The sequence below is a fragment of the Sphingomonas colocasiae genome (assembly GCF_019880585.1).
GTDB classification, from domain to species: domain Bacteria; phylum Pseudomonadota; class Alphaproteobacteria; order Sphingomonadales; family Sphingomonadaceae; genus Sphingobium_A; species Sphingobium_A colocasiae.
The window spans coordinates 199,731-219,966 of sequence record NZ_JAINVV010000003.1 but is presented as its reverse complement, the minus strand read 5'-3'; the positions used below and the strand labels follow the sequence as shown (position 1 = coordinate 219,966).

At 66.5% G+C, this 20,236-nt stretch carries 18 protein-coding genes; 8 read left to right on the top strand and 10 right to left on the bottom strand.

What is annotated here, in order from left to right; translation table 11 throughout:
• Positions 1 to 135: 135 nt before the first annotated feature.
• Positions 136 to 1,431, top strand: coding sequence for an O-acetylhomoserine aminocarboxypropyltransferase/cysteine synthase family protein (locus tag K7G82_RS04710; protein ID WP_222988687.1), 1,296 nt, complete (start codon positions 136 to 138; stop codon positions 1,429 to 1,431).
• Between the two features lie 20 nt (positions 1,432 to 1,451).
• On the opposite strand, the gene K7G82_RS04705 is transcribed toward K7G82_RS04710, so the two are convergent.
• The 9 genes from K7G82_RS04705 to K7G82_RS04665 form a co-directional block, all read right to left on the bottom strand.
• The gene (locus K7G82_RS04705) at positions 1,452 to 2,483 is read right to left on the bottom strand and encodes a copper resistance protein B (protein WP_222988686.1); all 1,032 of its coding nucleotides are present in this window, start codon (positions 2,481 to 2,483) and stop codon (positions 1,452 to 1,454) included.
• Positions 2,480 to 4,279, bottom strand: a complete 1,800-nt coding sequence (locus K7G82_RS04700) for a copper resistance system multicopper oxidase (RefSeq protein ID WP_222988685.1) — start codon at positions 4,277 to 4,279, stop codon at positions 2,480 to 2,482. Before K7G82_RS04700 ends, K7G82_RS04705 begins: the two co-directional genes overlap by 4 nt.
• Positions 4,280 to 4,338: 59 nt before the next feature.
• A complete protein-coding gene (locus K7G82_RS04695) occupies positions 4,339 to 4,902 on the bottom strand; it encodes an RNA polymerase sigma factor (RefSeq protein WP_425517246.1) in 564 nt (187 codons plus the stop codon).
• Positions 4,899 to 5,339, bottom strand: coding sequence for a periplasmic heavy metal sensor (locus tag K7G82_RS04690; protein WP_222988684.1), 441 nt, complete (start codon positions 5,337 to 5,339; stop codon positions 4,899 to 4,901). Before K7G82_RS04690 ends, K7G82_RS04695 begins: the two co-directional genes overlap by 4 nt.
• Positions 5,336 to 5,614 (bottom strand): hypothetical protein, encoded by a 279-nt coding sequence (locus K7G82_RS04685; protein ID WP_222988683.1) that lies wholly within the window; start codon positions 5,612 to 5,614, stop codon positions 5,336 to 5,338. Before K7G82_RS04685 ends, K7G82_RS04690 begins: the two co-directional genes overlap by 4 nt.
• A gap of 92 nt (positions 5,615 to 5,706) precedes the next feature.
• Positions 5,707 to 6,594, bottom strand: a complete 888-nt coding sequence (locus K7G82_RS04680) for a DUF6999 family protein (RefSeq protein WP_222988682.1) — start codon at positions 6,592 to 6,594, stop codon at positions 5,707 to 5,709.
• Entirely contained in the window at positions 6,587 to 7,282 is a 696-nt protein-coding gene (locus K7G82_RS04675; RefSeq protein WP_222988681.1) for an iron-containing redox enzyme family protein, read from the bottom strand. The genes K7G82_RS04680 and K7G82_RS04675 overlap by 8 nt, the downstream gene beginning before the upstream one ends.
• Entirely contained in the window at positions 7,279 to 8,418 is a 1,140-nt protein-coding gene (locus tag K7G82_RS04670) for a thiolase family protein (RefSeq protein WP_222988680.1), read from the bottom strand. The genes K7G82_RS04675 and K7G82_RS04670 overlap by 4 nt, the downstream gene beginning before the upstream one ends.
• A gap of 95 nt (positions 8,419 to 8,513) precedes the next feature.
• Positions 8,514 to 9,737, bottom strand: a complete 1,224-nt coding sequence (locus K7G82_RS04665) for a serine hydrolase domain-containing protein (RefSeq protein ID WP_222988679.1) — start codon at positions 9,735 to 9,737, stop codon at positions 8,514 to 8,516.
• Between the two features lie 479 nt (positions 9,738 to 10,216).
• Between K7G82_RS04665 and K7G82_RS04660 the strand changes: the two genes are divergently transcribed.
• From K7G82_RS04660 to K7G82_RS04645, 4 genes are read left to right on the top strand one after another with little or no spacing between them, the layout of a single operon-like run.
• On the top strand, positions 10,217 to 11,743 hold the full coding sequence (locus K7G82_RS04660) for an MFS transporter (protein WP_246623268.1): 1,527 nt from the start codon (positions 10,217 to 10,219) through the stop codon (positions 11,741 to 11,743).
• Positions 11,740 to 12,747 carry a serine hydrolase domain-containing protein gene (locus K7G82_RS04655; protein ID WP_222988678.1) on the top strand — a complete coding sequence of 336 codons (1,008 nt, stop codon included), beginning with the start codon at positions 11,740 to 11,742 and terminating at the stop codon, positions 12,745 to 12,747. The genes K7G82_RS04660 and K7G82_RS04655 overlap by 4 nt, the downstream gene beginning before the upstream one ends.
• Entirely contained in the window at positions 12,747 to 13,244 is a 498-nt protein-coding gene (locus tag K7G82_RS04650) for a GNAT family N-acetyltransferase (RefSeq protein WP_222988677.1), read from the top strand. The genes K7G82_RS04655 and K7G82_RS04650 overlap by 1 nt, the downstream gene beginning before the upstream one ends.
• Positions 13,245 to 13,273: 29 nt before the next feature.
• Positions 13,274 to 13,627: a hypothetical protein gene (locus K7G82_RS04645; protein WP_222988676.1), complete on the top strand. Its 354-nt coding sequence runs from the start codon at positions 13,274 to 13,276 to the stop codon at positions 13,625 to 13,627.
• Between the two features lie 153 nt (positions 13,628 to 13,780).
• Here the strand turns inward: K7G82_RS04645 and dacB are convergent, their stop codons facing one another.
• Complete coding sequence (dacB, locus tag K7G82_RS04640; RefSeq protein WP_222988675.1) at positions 13,781 to 15,256, bottom strand: D-alanyl-D-alanine carboxypeptidase/D-alanyl-D-alanine endopeptidase; 1,476 nt, start codon at positions 15,254 to 15,256, stop codon at positions 13,781 to 13,783.
• A gap of 195 nt (positions 15,257 to 15,451) precedes the next feature.
• Here dacB and K7G82_RS04635 point away from each other — a divergent pair, with 195 nt between their 5' ends.
• From K7G82_RS04635 to K7G82_RS04625, 3 genes are all read left to right on the top strand, one after another.
• On the top strand, positions 15,452 to 17,272 hold the full coding sequence (locus K7G82_RS04635; RefSeq protein ID WP_425517245.1) for an amidohydrolase family protein: 1,821 nt from the start codon (positions 15,452 to 15,454) through the stop codon (positions 17,270 to 17,272).
• Positions 17,273 to 17,349: 77 nt separating this feature from the next.
• Positions 17,350 to 19,263, top strand: a complete 1,914-nt coding sequence (locus K7G82_RS04630) for a M28 family peptidase (protein ID WP_222989019.1) — start codon at positions 17,350 to 17,352, stop codon at positions 19,261 to 19,263.
• 182 nt (positions 19,264 to 19,445) lie between these two features.
• Positions 19,446 to 20,117, top strand: coding sequence for a spermine/spermidine synthase domain-containing protein (locus tag K7G82_RS04625; protein ID WP_222988673.1), 672 nt, complete (start codon positions 19,446 to 19,448; stop codon positions 20,115 to 20,117).
• The last annotated feature ends 119 nt before the right edge of the window (positions 20,118 to 20,236 follow it).

Genomic DNA, 20,236 nt, shown 5'->3' with positions numbered 1-20,236 from the left:
CGATCATCGGTACCGGCAATGCGGCCGGCGACGGATATAACGCCCGACTTCGGTTGAGGTGCCGGTGCTCCCTCTGGCGCCGCCGATCGTCTCGGGCTAACCCGATGCTTCGATCGATCAGCAGGAGAATGGATTGTGGCTGGAGGGAAATATCGCGCGGAAACGCTGGCCTTGCACGCAGGCTGGCGCGCCGATCCGACGACGGGCGCGGTGGCGCCGCCGATCTTCCAGACGACATCCTATCAGTTCCAGAGCGCGGAGCATGCCGCCAACTTGTTCGCGCTCAAGGAACTCGGCAATATCTACACCCGTATCGGCAATCCGACGATCGACATCCTCGAACAGCGCATCGCCGCGCTGGAGGGCGGCGCCGCGGCGCTGGCGGTTTCGTCGGGCCAGGCGGCATCCGCCTATTCCATCCAGAATCTGGCGCGGGCCGGCGACAATATCGTCAGCGGTACCGATCTTTACGGCGGCACCTACAACCTCTTCGCCAACACGCTGCGCGACATGGGGATCGAGGTCCGTTTCGTCGATCCCGCCGATCCCGATGCTTTCGCCCGCGCCACCGACGATCGCACGCGCGCCTATTATGTCGAGACCTTGCCCAATCCCAAGCTGGTTGTCTGCCCGATCGCGGAGATCGCGGCCATCGGCCGGCCGCTCGGCATTCCGCTGATCGTCGACAACACCGCCGCGCCGCTATTGGCCCGGCCGCTCGATCATGGCGCGGCGATCGTCGTCTACTCCACCACCAAATATATCGGCGGCCATGGCACCTCGATCGGCGGCATGATCGTCGATGGCGGCAATTTCGACTGGGAAGCCTTTCCCGATCGCCAGCCGCTGCTCAACACGCCCGATCCCAGCTATCACGGCGCGGTCTGGGCGCAGGCGGCCAAGCCGCTCGGCCCGATCGCCTATATCCTGCGCGCGCGCACCGTGCTGCTGCGCGATCTCGGTTCGGCGCTGTCGCCATTCAATGCCTTTCAGTTGATCCAGGGCGTCGAGACGCTGGCGCTGCGCATGCCGCGCCATTGCGAGAACGCGCTCAAGGTCGTCGCGTATCTCGCCGGGCGCAGCGACGTGACGCGGGTGATCCATCCCTCGCAGCAGACCGGCGAGCAGCGGGCGCGGGCCGATCGCTATCTGACTGGCGGGCTGGGTGCGTTGCTCGGCTTCGAGCTGGCGGGCGGCGTCGAAGCGGGGCGCAAGTTCATCGATGCGCTGAAACTCTTCTACCATGTCGCCAATATCGGCGATGCGCGCAGCCTGGCGATTCATCCGGCGTCGACCACCCACTCGCAGCTCTCGGCCGAGGATCAGGTCGCGACCGGGGTTTCACCCGGCTATGTGCGGCTGTCGATCGGGCTCGAGCATATCGACGATATCCTCGAGGATCTGGCGCAGGCGCTCGACGCGGCTGCGTGATGCCGGGTGAACGGGCCTGGTCAGAACCAGGCCCGTACGCCGACAACGAAACTGGTGTTCTCGACATCCTCGCCCGCCAGCCGCGCATAACGCGCGGTGCCGCCGACACGACGATCCCATGACACGCCGATATAGGGTGCGAATTCGCGGACGATCTCGTAGCGCAGCCGCAGGCCCAGCTCGACATCGCTCAACCCCGAGCCGACGCCGCTTGTAGGTACGTCCTGCAGCGCGAAATTGAATTCTGCTCGGGGCTGGAGGATCAGCCGCTGGGTGATGCGCTGGTCGTAATTGCCTTCGAGCCGGGCGAACAGGTCACCCTTGTCGGACAGGAACAGCGCGCCTTCCACCTCGAACCAATAGGGGGCCAGCCCCTCGAACCCGATCGCGGCGTGGGTGCGCGACGGGCCGGGGCCGATATCCTGGCGGACGCCGGCCTGGAGGTTGAAATAGGGGCCGATCGCGCGGCTATAGAGCGCCTGCACCTCGGCATCCTCCACGCCGTCGCCGAACGCGCCTTCGCCCTCGGTCTTGACGACCAGCCGGTTGATATCGCCGCCGAACCAGGCTTCGCCGCTCCAGCGGAAACCGTCCTTGCCGCCGCGTATCTGATATTCGGCGAGATCGATCATCACCTGCGAGAAGCTGCCGCCGCCATGCTCTTTCCTCAGTGCCGTGCGCGATCCCGTCATCGCCTCGGCGCCCCAGACGCTGTCGGCATAGTTGGGATCGGGCGCCGCGGGCGCCGGCGCGTTGCCGGCGGGAAGCGCGGTGCCGCCGTCGCCATGGCCGGGCATGGCTTCGCCCGCCGCCGGCTGCATGGCAGACATATCGTGCCCGGCATGCGGATCCGCAGCCGCCGGTGGCTGGGCCGTCATATCATGCCCGGCATGGGGATCGGCCGGGGCGAGGGGGCTGGCTGACTGCGCGTCGGGCTGCTTGCTATGATCCGCATGGGCGGACATGTCGTGCGCGCTATGATCCATCTGCGCGGCGGCCGGCGTCGCGGCGATCGCCAGCACGGCGGCGGAAAGCAGGAGGAGCGGCTTCATGCCGCGTCTCCCGTGCGGGGCCGCACCGTCACGACCTGCATCATGCCGGCATGCATGTGGTAGAGCATATGGCAGTGGAACGCCCAGTCGCCGACCGCGTCGGTGGTGACGTCGAACGTCACCTTGCCGCCGGGCTGGACCTGTACCGTATGCTTCCTGGGGGCGTATTCGCCATGCCCGGTCACCAGCTCGAAGAAGTGGCCGTGAAGATGGATGGGGTGGCCCATCATCGTGTCGTTGACCAGCGTCACGCGGACGCGCTCGTCCTTGGTGAAGGGGATCGGCGCCTTGACCTCGCTCAGCTTTTCCCCATCGAACGCCCACATATAGCGTTCCATATTGCCGGTCAGATGGATCTCCATCGCGCGATCGGGCGCGCGCAGGTCCGGGTTGCGCTCCACCGCCATCAGGTCGCGATAGACGAGCACGCGGTGCCCGACATCGGCGAGGCCCTGGCCGGGTTCGCCCGTGCGATCGATCGGCATCGGCGAGATCGACTGGACGGTCGGCGTGTCCTTGACCGTCGGCGCCAGCGACATGTCGCGCATCGAATGCTTCATCGCGGTGCCGCCCTGGCCGGTCGCGGCATTCGTCGGCGTGCAATGGCCCATCTCGGCATGTTCGGGCGGGCAGGCGTCGTCGCCGGCGGGCTGCGCGCCCATCGCGCCGTGATCCATGCCGCCCATGCCCATATCGGTCATGGTGGCGAGCGGACGCTTCCTGAGCGCGGGCATTTCCGTCGCCATGCCCGCGCGGGGCGCGAGCGTGGCACGCGCCAGGCCAGACCGGTCGATCGCCTCGCCGATCAGCGTATAGGCGCGATCCTCGGTGGGCTCGATGATGACGTCATAGGTTTCGGCGATCGCGATCTGGAATTCGTCGACGGCGACGGGACGGACATTGAGCCCGTCGGCCTGGACGATGGTGAGCTTCAGCCCCGGGATCCGGACGTTGAACGTCGTCATCGCGGAGGCGTTGACGAAGCGTAGCCGGACGCGCTCGCCCGGGCTGAACAGCGCGGTCCAGTTGTCGCGGGGGCCGTGGCCATTGACCAGATAGGTATAGGTCGATCCGGTGACGTCGCTGATATCGGTGGGGTCCATCCGCATCCGGCCCCAGGCCGTTCGTTCGGAGGCGGGCTGGTCCTGGCCCCTGATCAGTCCGGCAAGCGTCTGCTTCCGGTAATTGAAATAGCCGCCTTGCTGCTTGAGCTTGCGGAATATCAGATGGGGGTGGAGCGGGCTGTGATCGGAAAGCACGATCACATGCTCGCGATCGGACCGGATCGGATCCGGGCCGGCGGGATCGATGACGATCGGCCCGTAATGGCCCATCTGCTCCTGCAGACCGGAATGGCTGTGATACCAATAGGTGCCGGCCTGGACGATCGGGAACTCATAGGTGAAGGTCGATCGCGGCTTGATGCCGGGAAAGCTGACGCCAGGCACGCCGTCCATATGGAAGGGCACGAGCAGGCCGTGCCAGTGGATCGAGCTGTCCTCGTCGAGATCGTTGACCACCGACAGGCGGACATTGGTGCCCTCGCGCAGGCGGACCAGCGGGGCGGGGATCGTGCCGTTGATGCCGATGCCATGGCTTTCGCGGCCGTCGACCGTGATCATCTGGTGCGCGATGCGCAGCGCAATCTCGGTTCCCGATACGGTGGGAAGCGGGCGGACGATGCCCGCCGAAACCGGTTGCGCCCATGCCGGAAACCAGCCGGCAAGCGCGGCGGTGCCGCCGGAGATGGCCGCGCCGCGCAACAGCGTGCGGCGATCGATACTCGTGACTGTCATTGATCCTGCTTATGTTGTGAAACCGATTGGCGTCTGCGTGATGATACGCGCCCGGCGCCCTAACCCCTCAATATTTCCGACAATTTCGTGCGCGCGCGATAGACCCGCATTTCCACGGCCTTTTCGCTGATGCCGAGGATCCGCGCGGTCTCCGCCTGGCTCATATCCTCGATCATCCGCAGGATCAGCGGCTCCTTGAGCGAGGCCGGCAGCATGCGGATCGCGCGCATCGCCCGGTCCAGTTCCTGCGCGGCGCCCAGTGAATCGTCGATCGGAACGGTGCTGTCGGCAATCTCCTCGGCCTCGCTGATCGGCACCGCAAAGGCGAACAGCCGGCGGACCGCGCGGCGCCTGGCCCAGTCGCGGCATTTGTTGATCGCGATGCGCGCGATCCATGCCCGGAACGATCTCGATCCGTCATAACGGGCAAGCGCCGAAAAGGCGGCGACGAAGCTGATCTGCGTCACGTCGAGCGCTTCGTCTGCATCGCCGATATGGCTGCGGATCAGCCGATAGACCCAGTCGCGATGACGGGTCATCAGCACCCCGTAAGCGGCTTGCTGCCCCGCCATGGCGATCGCGGCCAGTTCCCCGTCCGTGCAGCCGGCAAGATCGGTGGTCACCTCTCCTTGGCCGTCAGCGCTTTCACCACCGCCGCATCGAATTTCGCGGCTTGTTCGGGGCGCAGCACGCCGCGCATCGCGAAGATATGCTCAAGCGTTTCCTTCTGGAGCTGGCCCATCGCCGTGTGCGAGCGGTCGACGGCAGCCGCCACCTTCGGGCCATAGCCATGCTCGGCCTCGATCGCGCTGGCGAGGCGCGCATTATCGGCGCGCAATTCCTGTTCGAGCGCGGCCTTGCGCGTCGCGAAATGCTTTTCGATCACGTCGATCTGCGCATGTTGCCGGGCGTCGAGATCGAGCTGGCTGTGCAGCAGGTCGTGCAGTTCGTTCTCGACGGGTCTTTGCGGAACCACATATTCGCGGCCGACGACCACGCCGGCGATCGCCGCGACGAAGGCGATCAGCGCGATCAGCGCGATACGGCGATAATCCTTCATCCCGCGCCGCCGAGCAGCGTGGAGGGGGCGAGCATGGGCGGCGCGCCGAGCGGCGAGATCGGCGCGGCCCTCACTTCGCCGCCGGGCAGCGCCGATCCCGCTATGCCGGCGACCAGCGCCATCACCGCGGCCATGCCGAACGCCTTGCCGCCGAGCGCGGGCATCGCCTGGGCGCGTTCGGCAAGTGCATCCATCACCGCCGCGTCGATGGCGGTCAGTCCGGGATGGACAGGGCCGTCGCGAAGCTGCGCGAGCATGGCGTCGATATCGGTCAAGCGGAAGTCTCCAATGTCATATCGTGCATACGCGGCGTGCGCCGTTTCCCCTCAGGATCATGACGGAAATCCCCGCGTCCGGCCAGATCGGGTCAGGCGGCGCCCGTCACCGGGGCCTGACGTATCTTCATTTCCATCAGGAAACCGTGCAGCACCTCCGTGGACAGCCCATGGAGCATCAGCCGGAAACCGGCGCGCAATGTGGAATGCGGCACCAGCGGATGGCGGTTGTTGATCATCGCAAGATGCTTTTCCTCGCCGGTCAGCCGCGCCGCATACAGCCCTACGGTCTCGTCGAGCTGGAGCGAATTGGATGCGCGCCAGAAATCGCGGTCGGTCAGCAGCATCGCATAGGCCGGGGTATAGAGTTCGATCGCGGTCTGCAGATCGATCACGTTGAGCCGGCCATGGGGCAGGGGATCGATCGCGATATCGCCTGTGATCGCGGAGAAATCCACGTGGTCGACGCGATCGATCGTCGTGCCCCGCCGCTCCATTTCCTGGTTCAATTGAATCAGGAAGTTGAAGATGTTCAGATCGTGTTTGAGGAACAGATTGTCCTTCACATCTGCGATCGTCCGTGGCGTCATCGGTTCGAGCGCGGGGTGGAAACCGGGCGTCGCATTGTCCGAGATGAAGCGCAGGATCTGCGCGCCGAGATGGAAATGGCGCAGGATCAGGCGATTGGCGTCGGGCGTCAGGAAATGGCGCATGCCGAACGCGATCGATCGGTGAAGCAGGCGCGGCGCGTGCGGCCAGCGCGGGGTGATGGTGTGCACGAGTTGCGCCAGCACGATCGCGATCCGGGCGAGGGGGCGGACGATCGGCAGCAGGAACTGCCGGCTGCGCGACGCCTGGTCGCGGATCAGCGCCGCCTTCGCATCCGGCGCGAACGGCAGCGATCGATCGAGCATCAGCGCCAGCCAGGGATCGGGATCGCGCGGATCATAGGATGCCGGATCCAGCCGGTTGTCAGACATTGTCCAGTTCCTCGAGCTGGAGGCGGTAGAGCCGCGCGACGATCTTGGCATGGCGCACGATATCGCCGGAAACCGTGGGGCTGGTGACAGCCAGTGTCAGTGCGTGATCGAACGTGTCGAGATGCCCGCCGTCATTCTCGCCATGATAGGCAAGAAAGCTCGTCGCCTCCTCGCCAAGCCCGAGTTGCGCGCGGATCGCCTCCGCCCAGGGTGTCGCGAGTTTCTCGCCCAGCCCTTCGATCACGAACATCGCGCCGAGCATGCCTAGCGGATCGGGCCGCGACGCCGCCTGATACATGAAGGCCGAAAGCGCTTCCGATCCGATATTCTTGGGCGCCATGCGGATATCCTCCGCCGTGCCGCCCGCCGCGACGTAATTCTGTTCGAGCAGGCGATAGTCGCGATGCTCGGCAACGGCGTGGCGCACGAACAGCGATCGCAATTCCTCATGATCGGGGCCGAGACTGGATGCGGCGCGGCTGATCCAGCGACTGCCTTCCACCACTTGCTGCCGCAGGTTGCGCAGCAGGCTGCGATACTCCTCGATCCGCAGCCGCCCGCTTGTCAGCCGCGCGATCACCGGCACCTGCACCAGCGCGCTTTCGAAATCGATCCAGACCTGGGCCAGGCCGCGATGCGTCGCCTGCACGAGCATGCGGTTCGCGGGGGCGTCGGGCGTATCGGTCATTGTCCATCCTCCATCACCGTCATGCCGGCATAGGCCATGATGCACTGGCCGCTTTCGGGCACGGCGCAGACGATCTTCTGCCCGCCGCGCAACCGGCCCGATCGCATCAGATCGTCGATCATCAGGAAGATCGCGGCGGCGCCGACATTGCCCTTGTCGTAGATATTGGCGAACCAGCGATCCTCAGGGATCATGCAGCCCGCACGCGTGGCGAGCGTCACCATCTCCTCGCGCAGGCTGTGCGCGGAGTAATGGCAGAGGAACCAGTCGGTCGCGCCCGGATCGATCCGGCCTTCGTCGACCAGTCGCATGAACTCGCCCATCCACACCGGCAGCATGCGGTGCAGCGCCTCGACATCCTGGCGGAGCTGGAACGCGCCTGCGCGCGCCGCTTCGCCCGCACTGTCATGCAAGCTCCAGGGCAGCAGCGCCCCGTCCGCGCCGCGCGCCGCACCACCCGTCATGCAAGGCTGGAAACGATCGGCGAACGAGCGCAGCGAGATCCAGTCGATCCGCAGTGACAGGCCGCGCGGGGCGGGGTGATCCTCGATCAGCAATCCGGCAGCACCATCGCTGAGCGTCCAGCGCAGGAATTCCGCGTCGCCCGGCAATGTGCCGTCCGCCTGCATCGTATCGGTGCCCAGATAATGGCCGGGGCGGAAATAGCGGCTGGAGAATTCGGCGCCGACCGCGATCGCCGCGCGATGCTCGCCCGCCGCGACCTGCAAGGCGGCGCTTTTCAGCGCCATCATCGAACTGGCGCACACGCTTTGCAGGCTCGCCAGCTCCATCGGCGGCAGTCCGGATTCGGCATGGACACCGGAGGCAAGGCCGGGGACGAGCATGTCGTTCTGCGTGGTCGCGGTGGCGAGGAAGCCGATCCGGCTCTTGTCGAGCCCGGCATCGTCGATCAGCGCACGCACCGCATTGCCCGCCAGTTTCGCGACGGTCCAGTCGGACGTGCCGTTCGGGCGGATCGCATAATGGCGATGGCGGATGCCGTTCTGGCGCAGGGTGAGGCGGCCGAACCGTTCGGCCTCCGGGGAAAGCCGGCCGATATAATCGGCCATCTCGTCATTCGCGATCGGGCGGCCCGGAAGGCATTGCGCGGTCGCGGTCACATAAGCGGGTTGCATGTCGACAACTCCATGATCGCCCGGCGAATCGCCGGACGGTCTGAAAATGTCATTTTATTGATCATCGTTCAATTAAATTATTATACACTGTTCAATTAATGCCTTGAACCCGATTTGCCCTGCGCCAATGCTTCCTCGACCGGTGTGAAGGCCGATTGTGTGCCCGCCAGCATCGGTACATCGGTCGCGAAATAGGCGGTGCCGGTGCCGTGTGCGCGGTCGATCCACAGGCCGGAACGCAGTGCATAGGCGTCGCCGGCATGGCCGAGCCGCCGGACGCCGTCGCCGAACGGATCGTCACGGCATCCGCTGGCCTTGGTGGCGAGGAACGTCACCGCCAGGCCGTAGCTGCAATAGAAGCCGCCAAAAGGCGTGCCGGTGGAGGGATCGCTGCCGGTTTCGCCATTGGGATTCTTCGGATCGCCGTTGAAGGTCCAGAGCGGGCGTTCGAGCTGTGCGACCGAGCGGGGCGTCAGCAGCCTCACGCCATCCACGGTGCCGCGCCCGATCAGCAGCCGGCCGATCTTCGCCAGCCCGCGTGCCGAGATACGCAATCCCCCTTGGGGCGAGAAGATCGCGCCATTGGCGCCCGCGCGCCAGCGCGTCAGATCGCAGCTTCCATCGCTGGCCGGGGTGACAGGGCAGGCGGGCCGAGCGCCCCGATGATCGTCGCGAACCGGCTTGCCCGCGCGGTAGAGCACCACCGCCCGCGCCGCCGCCGCATCCGAGCAGCCCGCGAAATTATAGCAGGCGTCGATCCTGAGCGGCGCCAGCACCAGCCGGTCCATCAGCCGATCGAAGCGTTCGCCGGTCGCGCGTTCCATCACCGCCGCCACCACCGGAAAATTGAGATTGGTATATCGGAAGAATTCGCCCGGCGGATGCGCCGTGTCCCAGGCCCTGGGATCGGCAAGCACCGTCCGCAACTCGGCATCGAGCGGCAGCACATAGTCGACGCCGTCGGTCAGTCCCGATCGATGCGACATCAGCAGTTTCAGCGTGATCGGCCGATCGGGAAAGGCTGGATTGCGCAGTGTCCAGCCGAGCAGTTCCGAGACATCGGCGTCCAGGTTAAGCTTGCGCTGTTCCACCAGCCGCATCACCGCGATCGCGACAACCAGCTTTGAAATCGACGCGACGCGCACGGGATCGTCGGCGGTGATGGCGCGGCCGGCGGCGATATCGGCAAGGCCGGTCGCCGAGACCCCGGTTTCGCCCTTGCGATCGAAGGTCACACGAACAGTGGCGACGGGGTGTGCGGGTGGTGGCGCAGCGTCCATTGCTTGTGCGGACAGCAGGAGAAGGGGTGCCAGTACCATCGAGAAATTCATCGCCCGGCCGACCCGGCATGTGCCGGGCCGGTCGGGCGATGCCCCCTTATAAGAACTCGTTTCGCAGCCAGGCGCTCAACGAACGACCGTACGGTTCGGCTGCATGCATGCCGCCGATGCGCTGGTTCGTGCCTGGATGCCGGGGGGCGATCATGCTCTCGTGCGCGACTTGCCCGATCAGGCTTTGTCTGTGCGACGACGAGGCAAGCATATGAAATTCCCCCAGAACCTCGCCTTCTTCCGAAGCGGGCCCGGCCATTAAGGAACAAGAATGTCAATAACGCGCCATAGTTTCTGTTTGTGGATATATAACCTATCGACATGGGTTGGCAGCTGATCCGGCGATGCGCGGGGCGCCGGACGATGCCGCGCCATTGACCTTTGCCTTGCCACGGTCAAGCGTGTGCCCGGGATTCCTCGGGGGGCTGTGATGACGCCAATCTGTTTCGGGCGCAGGGTTCGCGATCTTGGCTGATCCGGTCGACGTGCAAAACGCCCATAGGTCCGCGCCGGTGGCGATCCCGCCGGGCTTCGGCCGCATGGCGCTTTACGTGCTGCTCGGCTTTTCCGCCGGCCTGCCGTTCTTCATGTTCTCGACGATCCTCGGGCTGCGGCTTCAGGCGCATGAAGTGGGGCTGGTGGTCATCGGCTTCTTCGCCTGGGTGCAGTTGCTGCCCACCTTCAAATTCGCCTGGGCGCCTTTGCTCGATCGTTACGATATCCCCGGATTCTCGCGCTTCTGGGGCAAGAGGCGCGGCTGGATCATGCTGTCGCAGCTCGGCATCCTGACATCGATGATCGCCATGGCGCTCACCGCGTCGGACGAAAGCCTGCCCGTCACAGCGCTGTTCGCCGTCCTGCTGGCCTTCTGGACGACCACGCTGGAGGTCGCGGCCGATGCCTGGCGCATCGAACTGGCGCCGACGCGCGAGGAACAGGGGCCGATCACCGCCGCCAATCTCTGGGGCTATCGCAGCGCGATGGTCGCGGCGGGCAGCGGTGCGCTGCTGATCGCCGATCGTTCGGGCTGGACGGCGTCCTATCTCGCCATTGCCGCCGCCGCCTTCGTTCCGCTGCCGATCCTGATCGCGATGCGCCCCGATCCCGGCCATGGCGGCGGGCGCTGGACGGCGCTGGCGACGGGGTTGCTCGCAAGTGCCGCGATCCTGCTCGGCGCGCTGCTGCTGACCGCCGCCGTCGGCTGGGTCGTCCTCGGCATCGCCGAACAGATCGGCATCAGCGCACAGACCAACGTCACGCCCTATGTGCTGGTCATCTGCATGGTGCCGTTCCTGATCATGGCGGCAGCGGTGCCAAGGATCCGCAAGCTGCCGCCAGATTCGGCGGTCAGGCAATCGGCCGCGCTCGGCCCCTATGTCGATTTCTTCTGGCGCTATGGCTTCGGCGCGCTGGTGCTGATGGCGTTTGTCTCCATCTATCGCATGGGCGACGTGCTCGCGCTCAACCTGTCCAAGCCGATGATCAAGGAACTCGGCTATTCGCTCACCCAGATCGGCCGGGCGGACAGTCTCGTCGCGCTGATCGCCAGCATGATCGGCGTCGGGCTCGGCGGGTGGATGGTGATCCGCTGGCGACAGGGTTTCACCTTGGCGATCGGCGCCTTCTTCGCCGCGCTCGGCAATTTCGGCTTTGTCTGGTTGGCGCATCAGCCGCCCAATGAGGCGCTGCTCTACATCGCCACCGCCGCTGACCAGTTCGGCAACGGCCTGGCGGGCGCGGTGTTCGTCGTCTATCTCTCGCTACTGGTGAACCCGCGCTATCCCGGCGCGCAATATGCCTTCCTGTCGGGCTTCGCCTTCCTGCTGCCGCGATTGCTGTCCGGCGCCGGCGGCGCGATCGTCGAAGCGCTGGACAAGGCCGGCCATAACGGCTTCGACATTTTCTTCCTCATCTCGGGCGTGGCGAGCCTTGCCGCCATCCCGTTCCTTCCCCTGCTTGCGCGGATCAAGCCGCGCCCGGACGACATGACATGATCGACGCCGCCTTCGCTCCTGCCGCCGCCGCCATCGCCGACGGCCGGATTCCCTGCGCGGCGCTCGGCATCGTCGCCGCGGACGGCCGGCGCTGGACCAGGTTCGCCGGCATGGCGGCGCTGGAACCCGAACCCGAGGCGCTGACCGGGGATCACTGGTTCGATCTCGCTTCGGTTTCGAAAGTGGTCGCGACCACCACCATGATCCTGACGCTGGTCGATCAGGGACGGATCGATCTCGATCGGCCGCTGACCGACGTCATTCCCGATCTGCGCCAATATGACGTCGCCAATGCGGCGGAACGCAAGCTCACCTTCCGCGACTGTCTGGCGCATCGCAGCTTTCTGCCCGCGGTCGAACCGATCTACACCTATGGCGACGATCCCGCCCGGTTGCGCGCCTTCGTGCTCCAGCGCGAATGGCGGCACGGCCCGCCGGTCTATTCGGACATCAATTTCATCCTGCTCGGCATCGCGATCGAACGGATCACCGGCAGGCCGCTCCGTGAATGGCCGTTGCCGCCGGGCCTGTCCTACGGCCCGCCGCCGGGGCCGGCGGTCGCGACCGAGCATTGCCAATGGCGCGGCCGGGTGCTGAAGGGCGAGGTGCATGACGAGAACGCCTTTGCGCTGGGCGGCGCGCCCGGCCATGCCGGGCTGTTCGGCACGCTCGGCGGCGTGCTCGATTTCGCGCAGGGGCTGCTCGACGGCAGTGGCGCCAGTCCGGCCATGCTCGCGGCGATCCGCACCCGCGTTCAAGGGGATCGCACCTGCGGCTGGGAACGCCGCTTCGCCGGCTGGTCGGGCGGAGACGCCTGTTCGGATGAGACGATCGGCCATACCGGCTTCACCGGAACCGGCCTGTGGGTGGATTTCGATCGCGGCCTCGCCTGGACCCTGCTCACCAACCGCGTTCATCCGACGCGCCACCGCGACAGCGGCATCTTCGTGCTGCGCCCGGAAACCGGCGATGCGGTGATCGCGGCCTGGGACGGGGCGGGCTGATGCTGATCCGCGATGAAGATCCCGCTGATGTGCCCGCGATCTCTGATGTCGTCGAGCATGCCTTCGGCCAACCAAGTGAGGCGCGGCTGGTGGAACGGCTTCGCGCCGATGGTGATGCCGCGATCTCGCTGGTTGCCGTGGTCGACGGTGCGGTGGCCGGGCATGTGCTGCTTTCGCCGATGTCCGCGCCGTTTCGTGCGCTGGGATTGGCGCCGGTATCGGTTTCACCGGCGTATCAACGCACGGGCATTGGCCGGGCACTGATCGATGCGGCGATCGATCGCGCGCGAGTGGAGGAATGGGATGCGATCTTCGTGCTCGGCGATCCGGCCTATTACGGGCGTTTTGGCTTCCGTGCCGATCTCGCGACGGGTTTCGCTTCACCCTATGCGGGGCCGTATCTGATGGTGCTGCCGCTGGCGGCGGCGCTGCCCGTGGCCGAAGGCGTGATCGACTATGCACCGGCTTTCTCGGCGATGGAGCAGGATGGTCATTGATCGGCGGCGGTCTGCGGCTAGAAGCGTGCATGGCCAAAGCTGACCGTCTCGCCCGTCTCGACGAACGCCGTATCGAACTCGAGGAAGAGTATCGAACCGCGCTGATCGACGCGCTTCGCGTGACCGCGGCGGGGCGCTGGGGATTGTTCGATCACAACAAGGACAAGGCGGCGCGTGCGGCCGCCGCACCGGTCATCGAGCAACTGGCCGAGATCGGCGAGACGATTGACGATATCCGCGATCAGTTCGGCATGCCCCCCTTCGAACTACAACAGGAATTCCTGGCGTCGCGCGGGCCGGTGAGCCCGAGCGCGGTGGGAGAACCGAAACAGGCGCAAGCGTGGCTTGATCGGCTGGGGGCTTCGGATCCTGCAAAGGGGTGAGCAGGGGCGGTCACTGCTGATGTGTTTGGTCAACAGAGGACGCTGTCATCCCCGCGAACGCGGGGATCCAGCTTCTTCTTCTTTTTCTGATACTTCACGGAATAGCGGGATCCCCGCTTTCGCGGGGATGACGGTGAAAGAGAGTGTCGAAACTCAATTCTCCGCCGCGATCATCTCCAGGGCCGCGTCCATCGTGCCTGTGGCGGCAACGCCCTGTGGCATGTCGTTGGCGAAGATCGAGAAGCTCAGCGTCTTGCCGCTCCTGGCGACCATATAGCCCGACAGCGCTGAACTGGCGTTGAGCGTGCCCGTCTTGGCGAACAGCTTGCCTTCCAGCGCGGTGCCCTTGAACCGCTTGGAGAGCGTGCCGTCGATGCCCGCGATCGGCAGGGTCGTCCGCCAGGTGGCGCCCCAGGGCTGGGCGGCGATCCAGCGCAGGAAGATCGTCATGCCGCGCGGTGCGACGCGGTTATAGGTCGACATGCCCGAACCATCGGAAAAGTCGTAGGCGGTGCGCGGTACGCCCGCTTCGGTCAGCATCGCCTGCACTGCCGCGATGCCGTCGGCGCTCGATCCGCTGCCGACGGCATAAGCGACGCGGCGCAAGGTGAGTTCCGCATGGAGATTCTGGCTGACCTTGTTGGTGTGTGTCAGATCCTCGATGAACGGCGCGGGGGCCAGCGTGGCGAGTGCCTGGCGCAGCGGCGGTTTCGCGGCGGGCGCGCCGTCGCGAACCGTCGGGTCGTCGCTCGGCATCATCGGGCGGTGGCGAACCTCGACGCTACCCTTCACGCGCACGCCGCGCGCTTCCAGCATGCGTTTCAGCCGCCACGCCGCGAAATGCGCGGGATCGTCGACCGCCAGCCGCATCTGCTCGGGCTCGGCGCCGGTCGCGATCGTGCCGGTCACGCGCACCGTCCGGCCATTGGGCTCGCGGGTGAAGGACAGCTTCGTCTCGCCCGCAGCGACCGTGGTCGCCCTGTTCTCGATCTCGTAATAGGGTTCGATCTCGATCTTGGGCGCCGCGCCGATGACGGCCGGCTTCACCAGCATCGGCAATTCATTGTCATCGATGGTGAGCGCGGAGGCGGCGGTGCCCGATCGCGTCTGGATGTTGTTCCAGGCCATGCCCGCGCCCCAGCGCTGGTCGGGATAGATGCTGTCGTCGCCGATCACGTTGCGCACGGTGCGCGTGCGTGCGGCGACCGCGTCGGCCAGTGTCGAGAGGCAATCGACGGTGCAGTCCGCCGCGCTCGACATGCGTGCGTCGCCGCGCCCTTCCAGGATGACGTCGCTTTGCCCGCGTGCCGCCGGCTCGATATGCACGGCGGTGCCGCTGGCTGCATCGGGCTGGTCGAAGCCGGAAAGGCGATGGAAGGCGAGGGCGGTGCTGTACATCTTGGTGTTCGATGCCGGGATGAAGCGGTCGTCGGGCGCGATCGCGATCAGTTCGCGGCCATTCTCGTCGGTGACGACCAGGCCGAAGCGCGTGCCGGGCCCGATCTCGGCCAGCCGCGCCTCGACGCGCTGTTGAAGCGTTTGCGGCGCGGTCTGCGCCCAGGCCGGGGCGGTGGTGCCGAGGATGAGGAACAGCGAAGCGGCGCGGCGCGCATTGAGGATCGTCGTCATGGGTGGCGAGCCTAGGGCGAAGGCCGCGCCTATGCCACTGGTTGCATGCCATACAGAGCTTTGCCCGCATCATAACCGGCATGCATGGCGACGTTGCCGCGCGTCCGATCGGCCTTCAGACTGGAGCCCATGACGAAACGAACGGGTTTTTGGCCGCGCCTGTGCGCCGCCGGGCTGGCATTGGCGTTGCCGGTCATGCCGCTCAAGGCCGACGGGAAAGCATCGCCCGCGCAGGGCGATATGCTGATCCGGGGTGGGCGGGTGTTCGACGGCACGGGTTCGGCCGCGACGGTCGCCGACATATTGGTGCGCGGCGATCGCATCGTTGCGGTCGGGCCGAGATTGTCCGCCAAGGGTGCGCGCGTGATCGATGCGCGCGGCTTGACCGTACTGCCCGGCTTTCACGATCTGCACACCCATTTGCGCTCGCCCGCCTTTTCGGCGCCCGACGATCTTGGCAAGGCTTATGCCGAATATCTGCTGAGCGGCATCACCACCGCCAATGATTTCTCGGTTTCGGGCGAGATGCTCGCGCCGATCCGCGAGATGACGGGATCGGGGGCGGTCGCCGCGCCCAATCTGGAGCTTGCGATCCGCATGGGCGTGCCGGGCGGCCACGGCACCGAATATGGCTGGGGCAATTTCTTCACGATGAAGGCGGCGACACCGCGCGCCGCGCATCTCGCCATGGCGAAGGCGCTGCCCTATCGGCCCGATGTCATCAAGGTGTTTGCCGATGGCTGGCGCTATGGCCGTTCGCCCTCGCTCAACAGCATGGACGAGCCGACCCTGGCCGCGATCGTCAAGGATGCGCATGCCGCCAATATTCCGGTGATCACCCATACGGTGACGATGGAGGGCGCGCGCATCGCGGCGGCGGCGGGCGTCGACGCGCTGGGGCACGGGATCGGCGATGCGCTGGTCGACGACGAGCTGATCGCACTGATGAAGCGCAACGGCACCGCCTATGTGCCGACATTGGTGGTGTACGAACCGCAGCAGGATCGCAGCTTCGTGCCCGGCGAATGGCGAAGCCTGCGCCCGCCCGAACGCGCGCGGGAAGAAGCGCGGATGGCGGCGCCGATCGAGGCGATCCCGCCGCTCGAGGCGAAACGCTGGCAGATCATGCAGGAGAATGTCCGCCGGCTGAAGGCCGCGGGCGTCCGCATCGGCATCGGCACCGATGCCGGGATCGGCGGCGTCTATCACGGCACCTCGGCACTGCGCGAGATACGCTGGCTGGCCAGGCTGGGCTTCACGCCGGCCGAGGCGCTCGCGGCGGGAACCAGCGTCAGCGCCGGCATATTGCGCGCGGGCGAAGCGCATGGGCGGATCGCGCCCGGCCAGCGCGCCGATCTCGTGCTGACCGGCGGCCGCCCGGACGAGCGGATCGACGATATCCATGATGTGCGCCGTGTGTTCGTCGCCGGCCGGGATATGGCGCTGACGCCGCTCCGCACGCTCGTGACCGGTGACGCGCCGACGCCCTTGCCTGTGACGAAGATGGCCGGACCGATCGAGACGGGGCGAGGCCCGGCCGGGCGCACCGATCTGGATACCTTGCCGGTCGAAAGCACCGAGCCCGGCGTCGATCACAGCCATCTCGATCATGTCCGCCCCGGCGCGGAGACGGGCGAGGCGGGCAGGCCGCTGTTCCTTGTCGCGCAGATGGGGGCCGCGCCCCGGCCGTTCGCGCAACTCATCCTGCCGCTCACCAGGGGAGCGGTGCAGCTTGCCGATGCGCGCGGCTTCACCGGCATCGCCTTCGACGCGCGCGGGGCGGGGGCATATCAGATGCTGTTCGACAGCTATGCGATCCAGCCGGGCGGATGGTTCCGCGCCGGGTTCGAGGCCGGACCGAAAAGCCGGGAGATCCGCATCCCCTTTGCCGCGTTCGCCAGCACCGGCAAGGATGCGGTGCTCGATCTGGAGAAGCTCAGGGCGCTGATCGTCCGGCTCGACGGTGAACCGGGCGGCAAGGCCTGGCTCGAAATCGGGAATGTCCGTTTCTATTGAGCAAGGTGCTCGTCCCCTATCGCCGACCGTGCTAGCTGGATGACGAACCATTTCGGACGAGGCCTGCCGTGCTGCTGATGATGACGCTGCCTCTGATCGCTGCTCAGGTCGTGTCGCGCACCGTGGAAATCCCGGATGAGGACACGCGCGCCTGGTGGCGTGCGACCGAAAGGCTCTCAGGCGACGATCTGGAAGGGCGCGACACCGGCTCGCCCGGCCATGCCCGCGCAGCCGAGATCGTCGCCCGATCGTTCGAACGCAACGGGCTGAAGCCCGCGGGCGAGAACGGCACCTGGCTGCAGACGCTGCGGCTCGACGAAGTGGCGGTGGCGAAGCCCGGCACCAGGATCGCGGCGGGCGGCGCCACGCTGCGTTTCCTCCACGATATCACGCTCCGTCCGAGTGCGGGCATGCCGCGCACGTTGAACGCGCCGATGGCCTTTCGCGGCTATTGCGGCGCGGATGCGCTGGGGGATGTGCGCGGCAAGGTCGTGCTTTGCTATGGCTGGCGTCGCGCCGGACTGACGAGCGCAGCCGAGCGCCAGGATGCGGTTGAAAAGGCTGGGGCGGCCGGGCTGATCACCATCGCCGATCCGGGCTTCACCGTCGAACCGACACGCTGGCCCGCCGCCTATGCGCGGACGATGACGCTGCCGGGCGAGGCGGCGCCAGCGGGCGATCGCATGCTGGTGGCGACGCTCAATGCCGATGCGCTGCCGCGCGTGCTGGGCAAGGGGGCGGACGCGGCCAGGATGATCGCCGATGGCAGCGCGGGCCGGCCGCTCGCCAATGCGGACCTTCCCGGCCGGCTGGTCGCGCGGTTCGATGTGCGGACACGCGCGCTGGCCTCCGCCAATGTGCTTGGTCTGTTGCCGGGAACCGATCCCGTGCTTCGGAACGAGATCGTCGTGCTTTCCGCGCATCTCGACGGCTATGGCCATGGTGAGCCCGTCGACGGCGACGGCCTCTATAACGGGGCGCTCGACGATGCGGCCTATGTGGCGCTGCTCCAGCGACTGGCGGAGCGGCGGGGCGGCAAGGGTTATCGCCGCTCGATCCTGCTCGCGGCGTTCACCGGCGAGGAAAAGGGGCTGTTCGGCGCACGCCATTTCGTCGCGCATCCGACGGTGCCGCCGGGATCGATCGTCGCCAATATCAATCTGGACCAGATCCGCCCGATCTTCCCGCTCGATCTGCTCACCGTCCACGGGCTCGACGATAGCGGGCTGGGCGATGCCGCCCGCCGCGCCGCGAACGCGCTCGGCATCGCCGTGCAGCGCGATCCGGAGCCGGAACGCAATTTGCTGCGTCGCGCCGATCACTGGCCCTTCATCCAGGCGGGCATTCCGGCGACCGGTTTCGTCTTCGGCTACCGGCCGGGCACGGAGTCCGAAGCGCGCTATCGCGAATGGTATCATCGGCGCTACCACAAGCCGCAGGACGACGTGACCCAGCCGATGGACTGGGCGGCCGCCGCCAAATTCAACCGCTTCTTCTACGACATGGTCGATATCGTCGCCGATGCGGATCGGAAGCCGGCATGGCGCGCGGACAGCCCTTTCCGCCCCGCAAGCGCGGCCATCACCACGGCGCAAGCCTGTCCGCCCGATGCGGCGGCGGTCGCCGCGGTGACGCAGGCGATCCGCGGCCTCTATGTCGCGCTCGCCCGCGAGGATCCTGCGCGTTTCGCCGAAGTCACCTCACCGACATTCTATGCCTATGATGCGGGCGAGCGCTTCAAGGGTGCCGAACTGCTCGGCCTGGTTCGCAAGGGGCGCCAGGCCGGCATGGATTTCGAATGGAATCCCGGCATGATCAACGCGCATGTCGCGTGCGATATGGCATGGGCGTCATGGGAGAATGTCGGTCGCGCCGGTCCGGCCGCCGCCATGGAGCCCGTTACCTGGCTCGAATCCGCCACGCTCAGCCGTCGCGACGGGCGATGGACGATCGAATTCCTGCACGCCGGGCGGGCGAAGAAGCCGAATTGATGCCGGGATGCGCCGCGTTCGCACCATCGCATCCCGGCCAAGCCCGCGCGGCGCTTGAGCGTCCCAGGGTGCGGATGCGTCAGCATCCCTGCACCCTGATATGCGACAGCCCGAATTATCTGGCCAGCCGCGCACTTGCCGGGCAAAGGGGCCGGATAACCGATCGATCCGGAGCACGCATCATGACCCCACGCGAATTGATCGGGACCGCACAGGTTCCGGGCGGCGAGGAATTGCGACTGTTCCGGCGCGGCGCCGATTTCATGATCGTGCTCGATCGCAACGAATTGATGAACAGCCGGATGAGCGGATCCGAAGAGGCATTGGCGACGATGACGTGCGACCGGCTGACGGGGCGCAAGGCGCCGCATCTCCTGATTGGCGGCTATGGCATGGGCTTCACCCTGCGCGCGGCGCTGGCGCGGCTGGCGGGCGATGCGCGGTTGACCGTGGCGGAACTTGTGCCGGAGATCATCGCCTGGGCGCGCGGGCCGATGGCCGAACTCGCGGCGGGTTGCCTGGACGATCGGCGGGTGAACCTTGTCGAAGACGATGTCGCCGCCGTCATCCGGCGTGCATCGGCAAGCTATGACGCGATCCTGCTCGATGTCGACAATGGTCCGGACGGACTGACGCGCGACGAGAATGACCGGCTCTATTCCGCATCCGGGCTTGCTGCCGCGAAGGCGGCGCTGCGGCCGGGCGGTATCCTCGCGGTCTGGTCCGCCGGGGCCGATGCGGCCTTCACCCGCCGGTTGGGTGGAGCGGGATTCCAGGTCGAGGAAGCCGTTGTCCGCGCACGCAGCAACGGCAAGGGGCCGCGTCATGTGATCTGGTTCGGGACGAAACGGTAGCGGCGATACGACGGGGATATCCGCTTCTCGACAGGCTCGAACCTGCGCTCGAAGCAAACGGTTGAAATCCTCCGTTTGCTTCGAGCAGCGTCGAGCGAAGCCGAGACGCGACCGTCGAG

Coding starts and splice junctions, on each gene's coding strand:
- K7G82_RS04630 (WP_222989019.1), top strand. CDS start 17,350: ATGATGACGCTGCCTCTGATCGCTGCTCAGGTCGTGTCGCGCACCGTG.
- K7G82_RS04705 (WP_222988686.1), bottom strand. CDS start 2,483: ATGAAGCCGCTCCTCCTGCTTTCCGCCGCCGTGCTGGCGATCGCCGCG.
- K7G82_RS04700 (WP_222988685.1), bottom strand. CDS start 4,279: ATGACAGTCACGAGTATCGATCGCCGCACGCTGTTGCGCGGCGCGGCC.
- K7G82_RS04670 (WP_222988680.1), bottom strand. CDS start 8,418: ATGCAACCCGCTTATGTGACCGCGACCGCGCAATGCCTTCCGGGCCGC.
- K7G82_RS04645 (WP_222988676.1), top strand. CDS start 13,274: ATGGCCAAAGCTGACCGTCTCGCCCGTCTCGACGAACGCCGTATCGAA.
- K7G82_RS04680 (WP_222988682.1), bottom strand. CDS start 6,594: ATGTCTGACAACCGGCTGGATCCGGCATCCTATGATCCGCGCGATCCC.
- K7G82_RS04650 (WP_222988677.1), top strand. CDS start 12,747: ATGCTGATCCGCGATGAAGATCCCGCTGATGTGCCCGCGATCTCTGAT.
- K7G82_RS04635 (WP_425517245.1), top strand. CDS start 15,452: ATGCCGCTCAAGGCCGACGGGAAAGCATCGCCCGCGCAGGGCGATATG.
- K7G82_RS04655 (WP_222988678.1), top strand. CDS start 11,740: ATGATCGACGCCGCCTTCGCTCCTGCCGCCGCCGCCATCGCCGACGGC.
- dacB (WP_222988675.1), bottom strand. CDS start 15,256: ATGACGACGATCCTCAATGCGCGCCGCGCCGCTTCGCTGTTCCTCATC.
- K7G82_RS04690 (WP_222988684.1), bottom strand. CDS start 5,339: ATGAAGGATTATCGCCGTATCGCGCTGATCGCGCTGATCGCCTTCGTC.
- K7G82_RS04665 (WP_222988679.1), bottom strand. CDS start 9,737: ATGGTACTGGCACCCCTTCTCCTGCTGTCCGCACAAGCAATGGACGCT.
- K7G82_RS04625 (WP_222988673.1), top strand. CDS start 19,446: ATGACCCCACGCGAATTGATCGGGACCGCACAGGTTCCGGGCGGCGAG.
- K7G82_RS04675 (WP_222988681.1), bottom strand. CDS start 7,282: ATGACCGATACGCCCGACGCCCCCGCGAACCGCATGCTCGTGCAGGCG.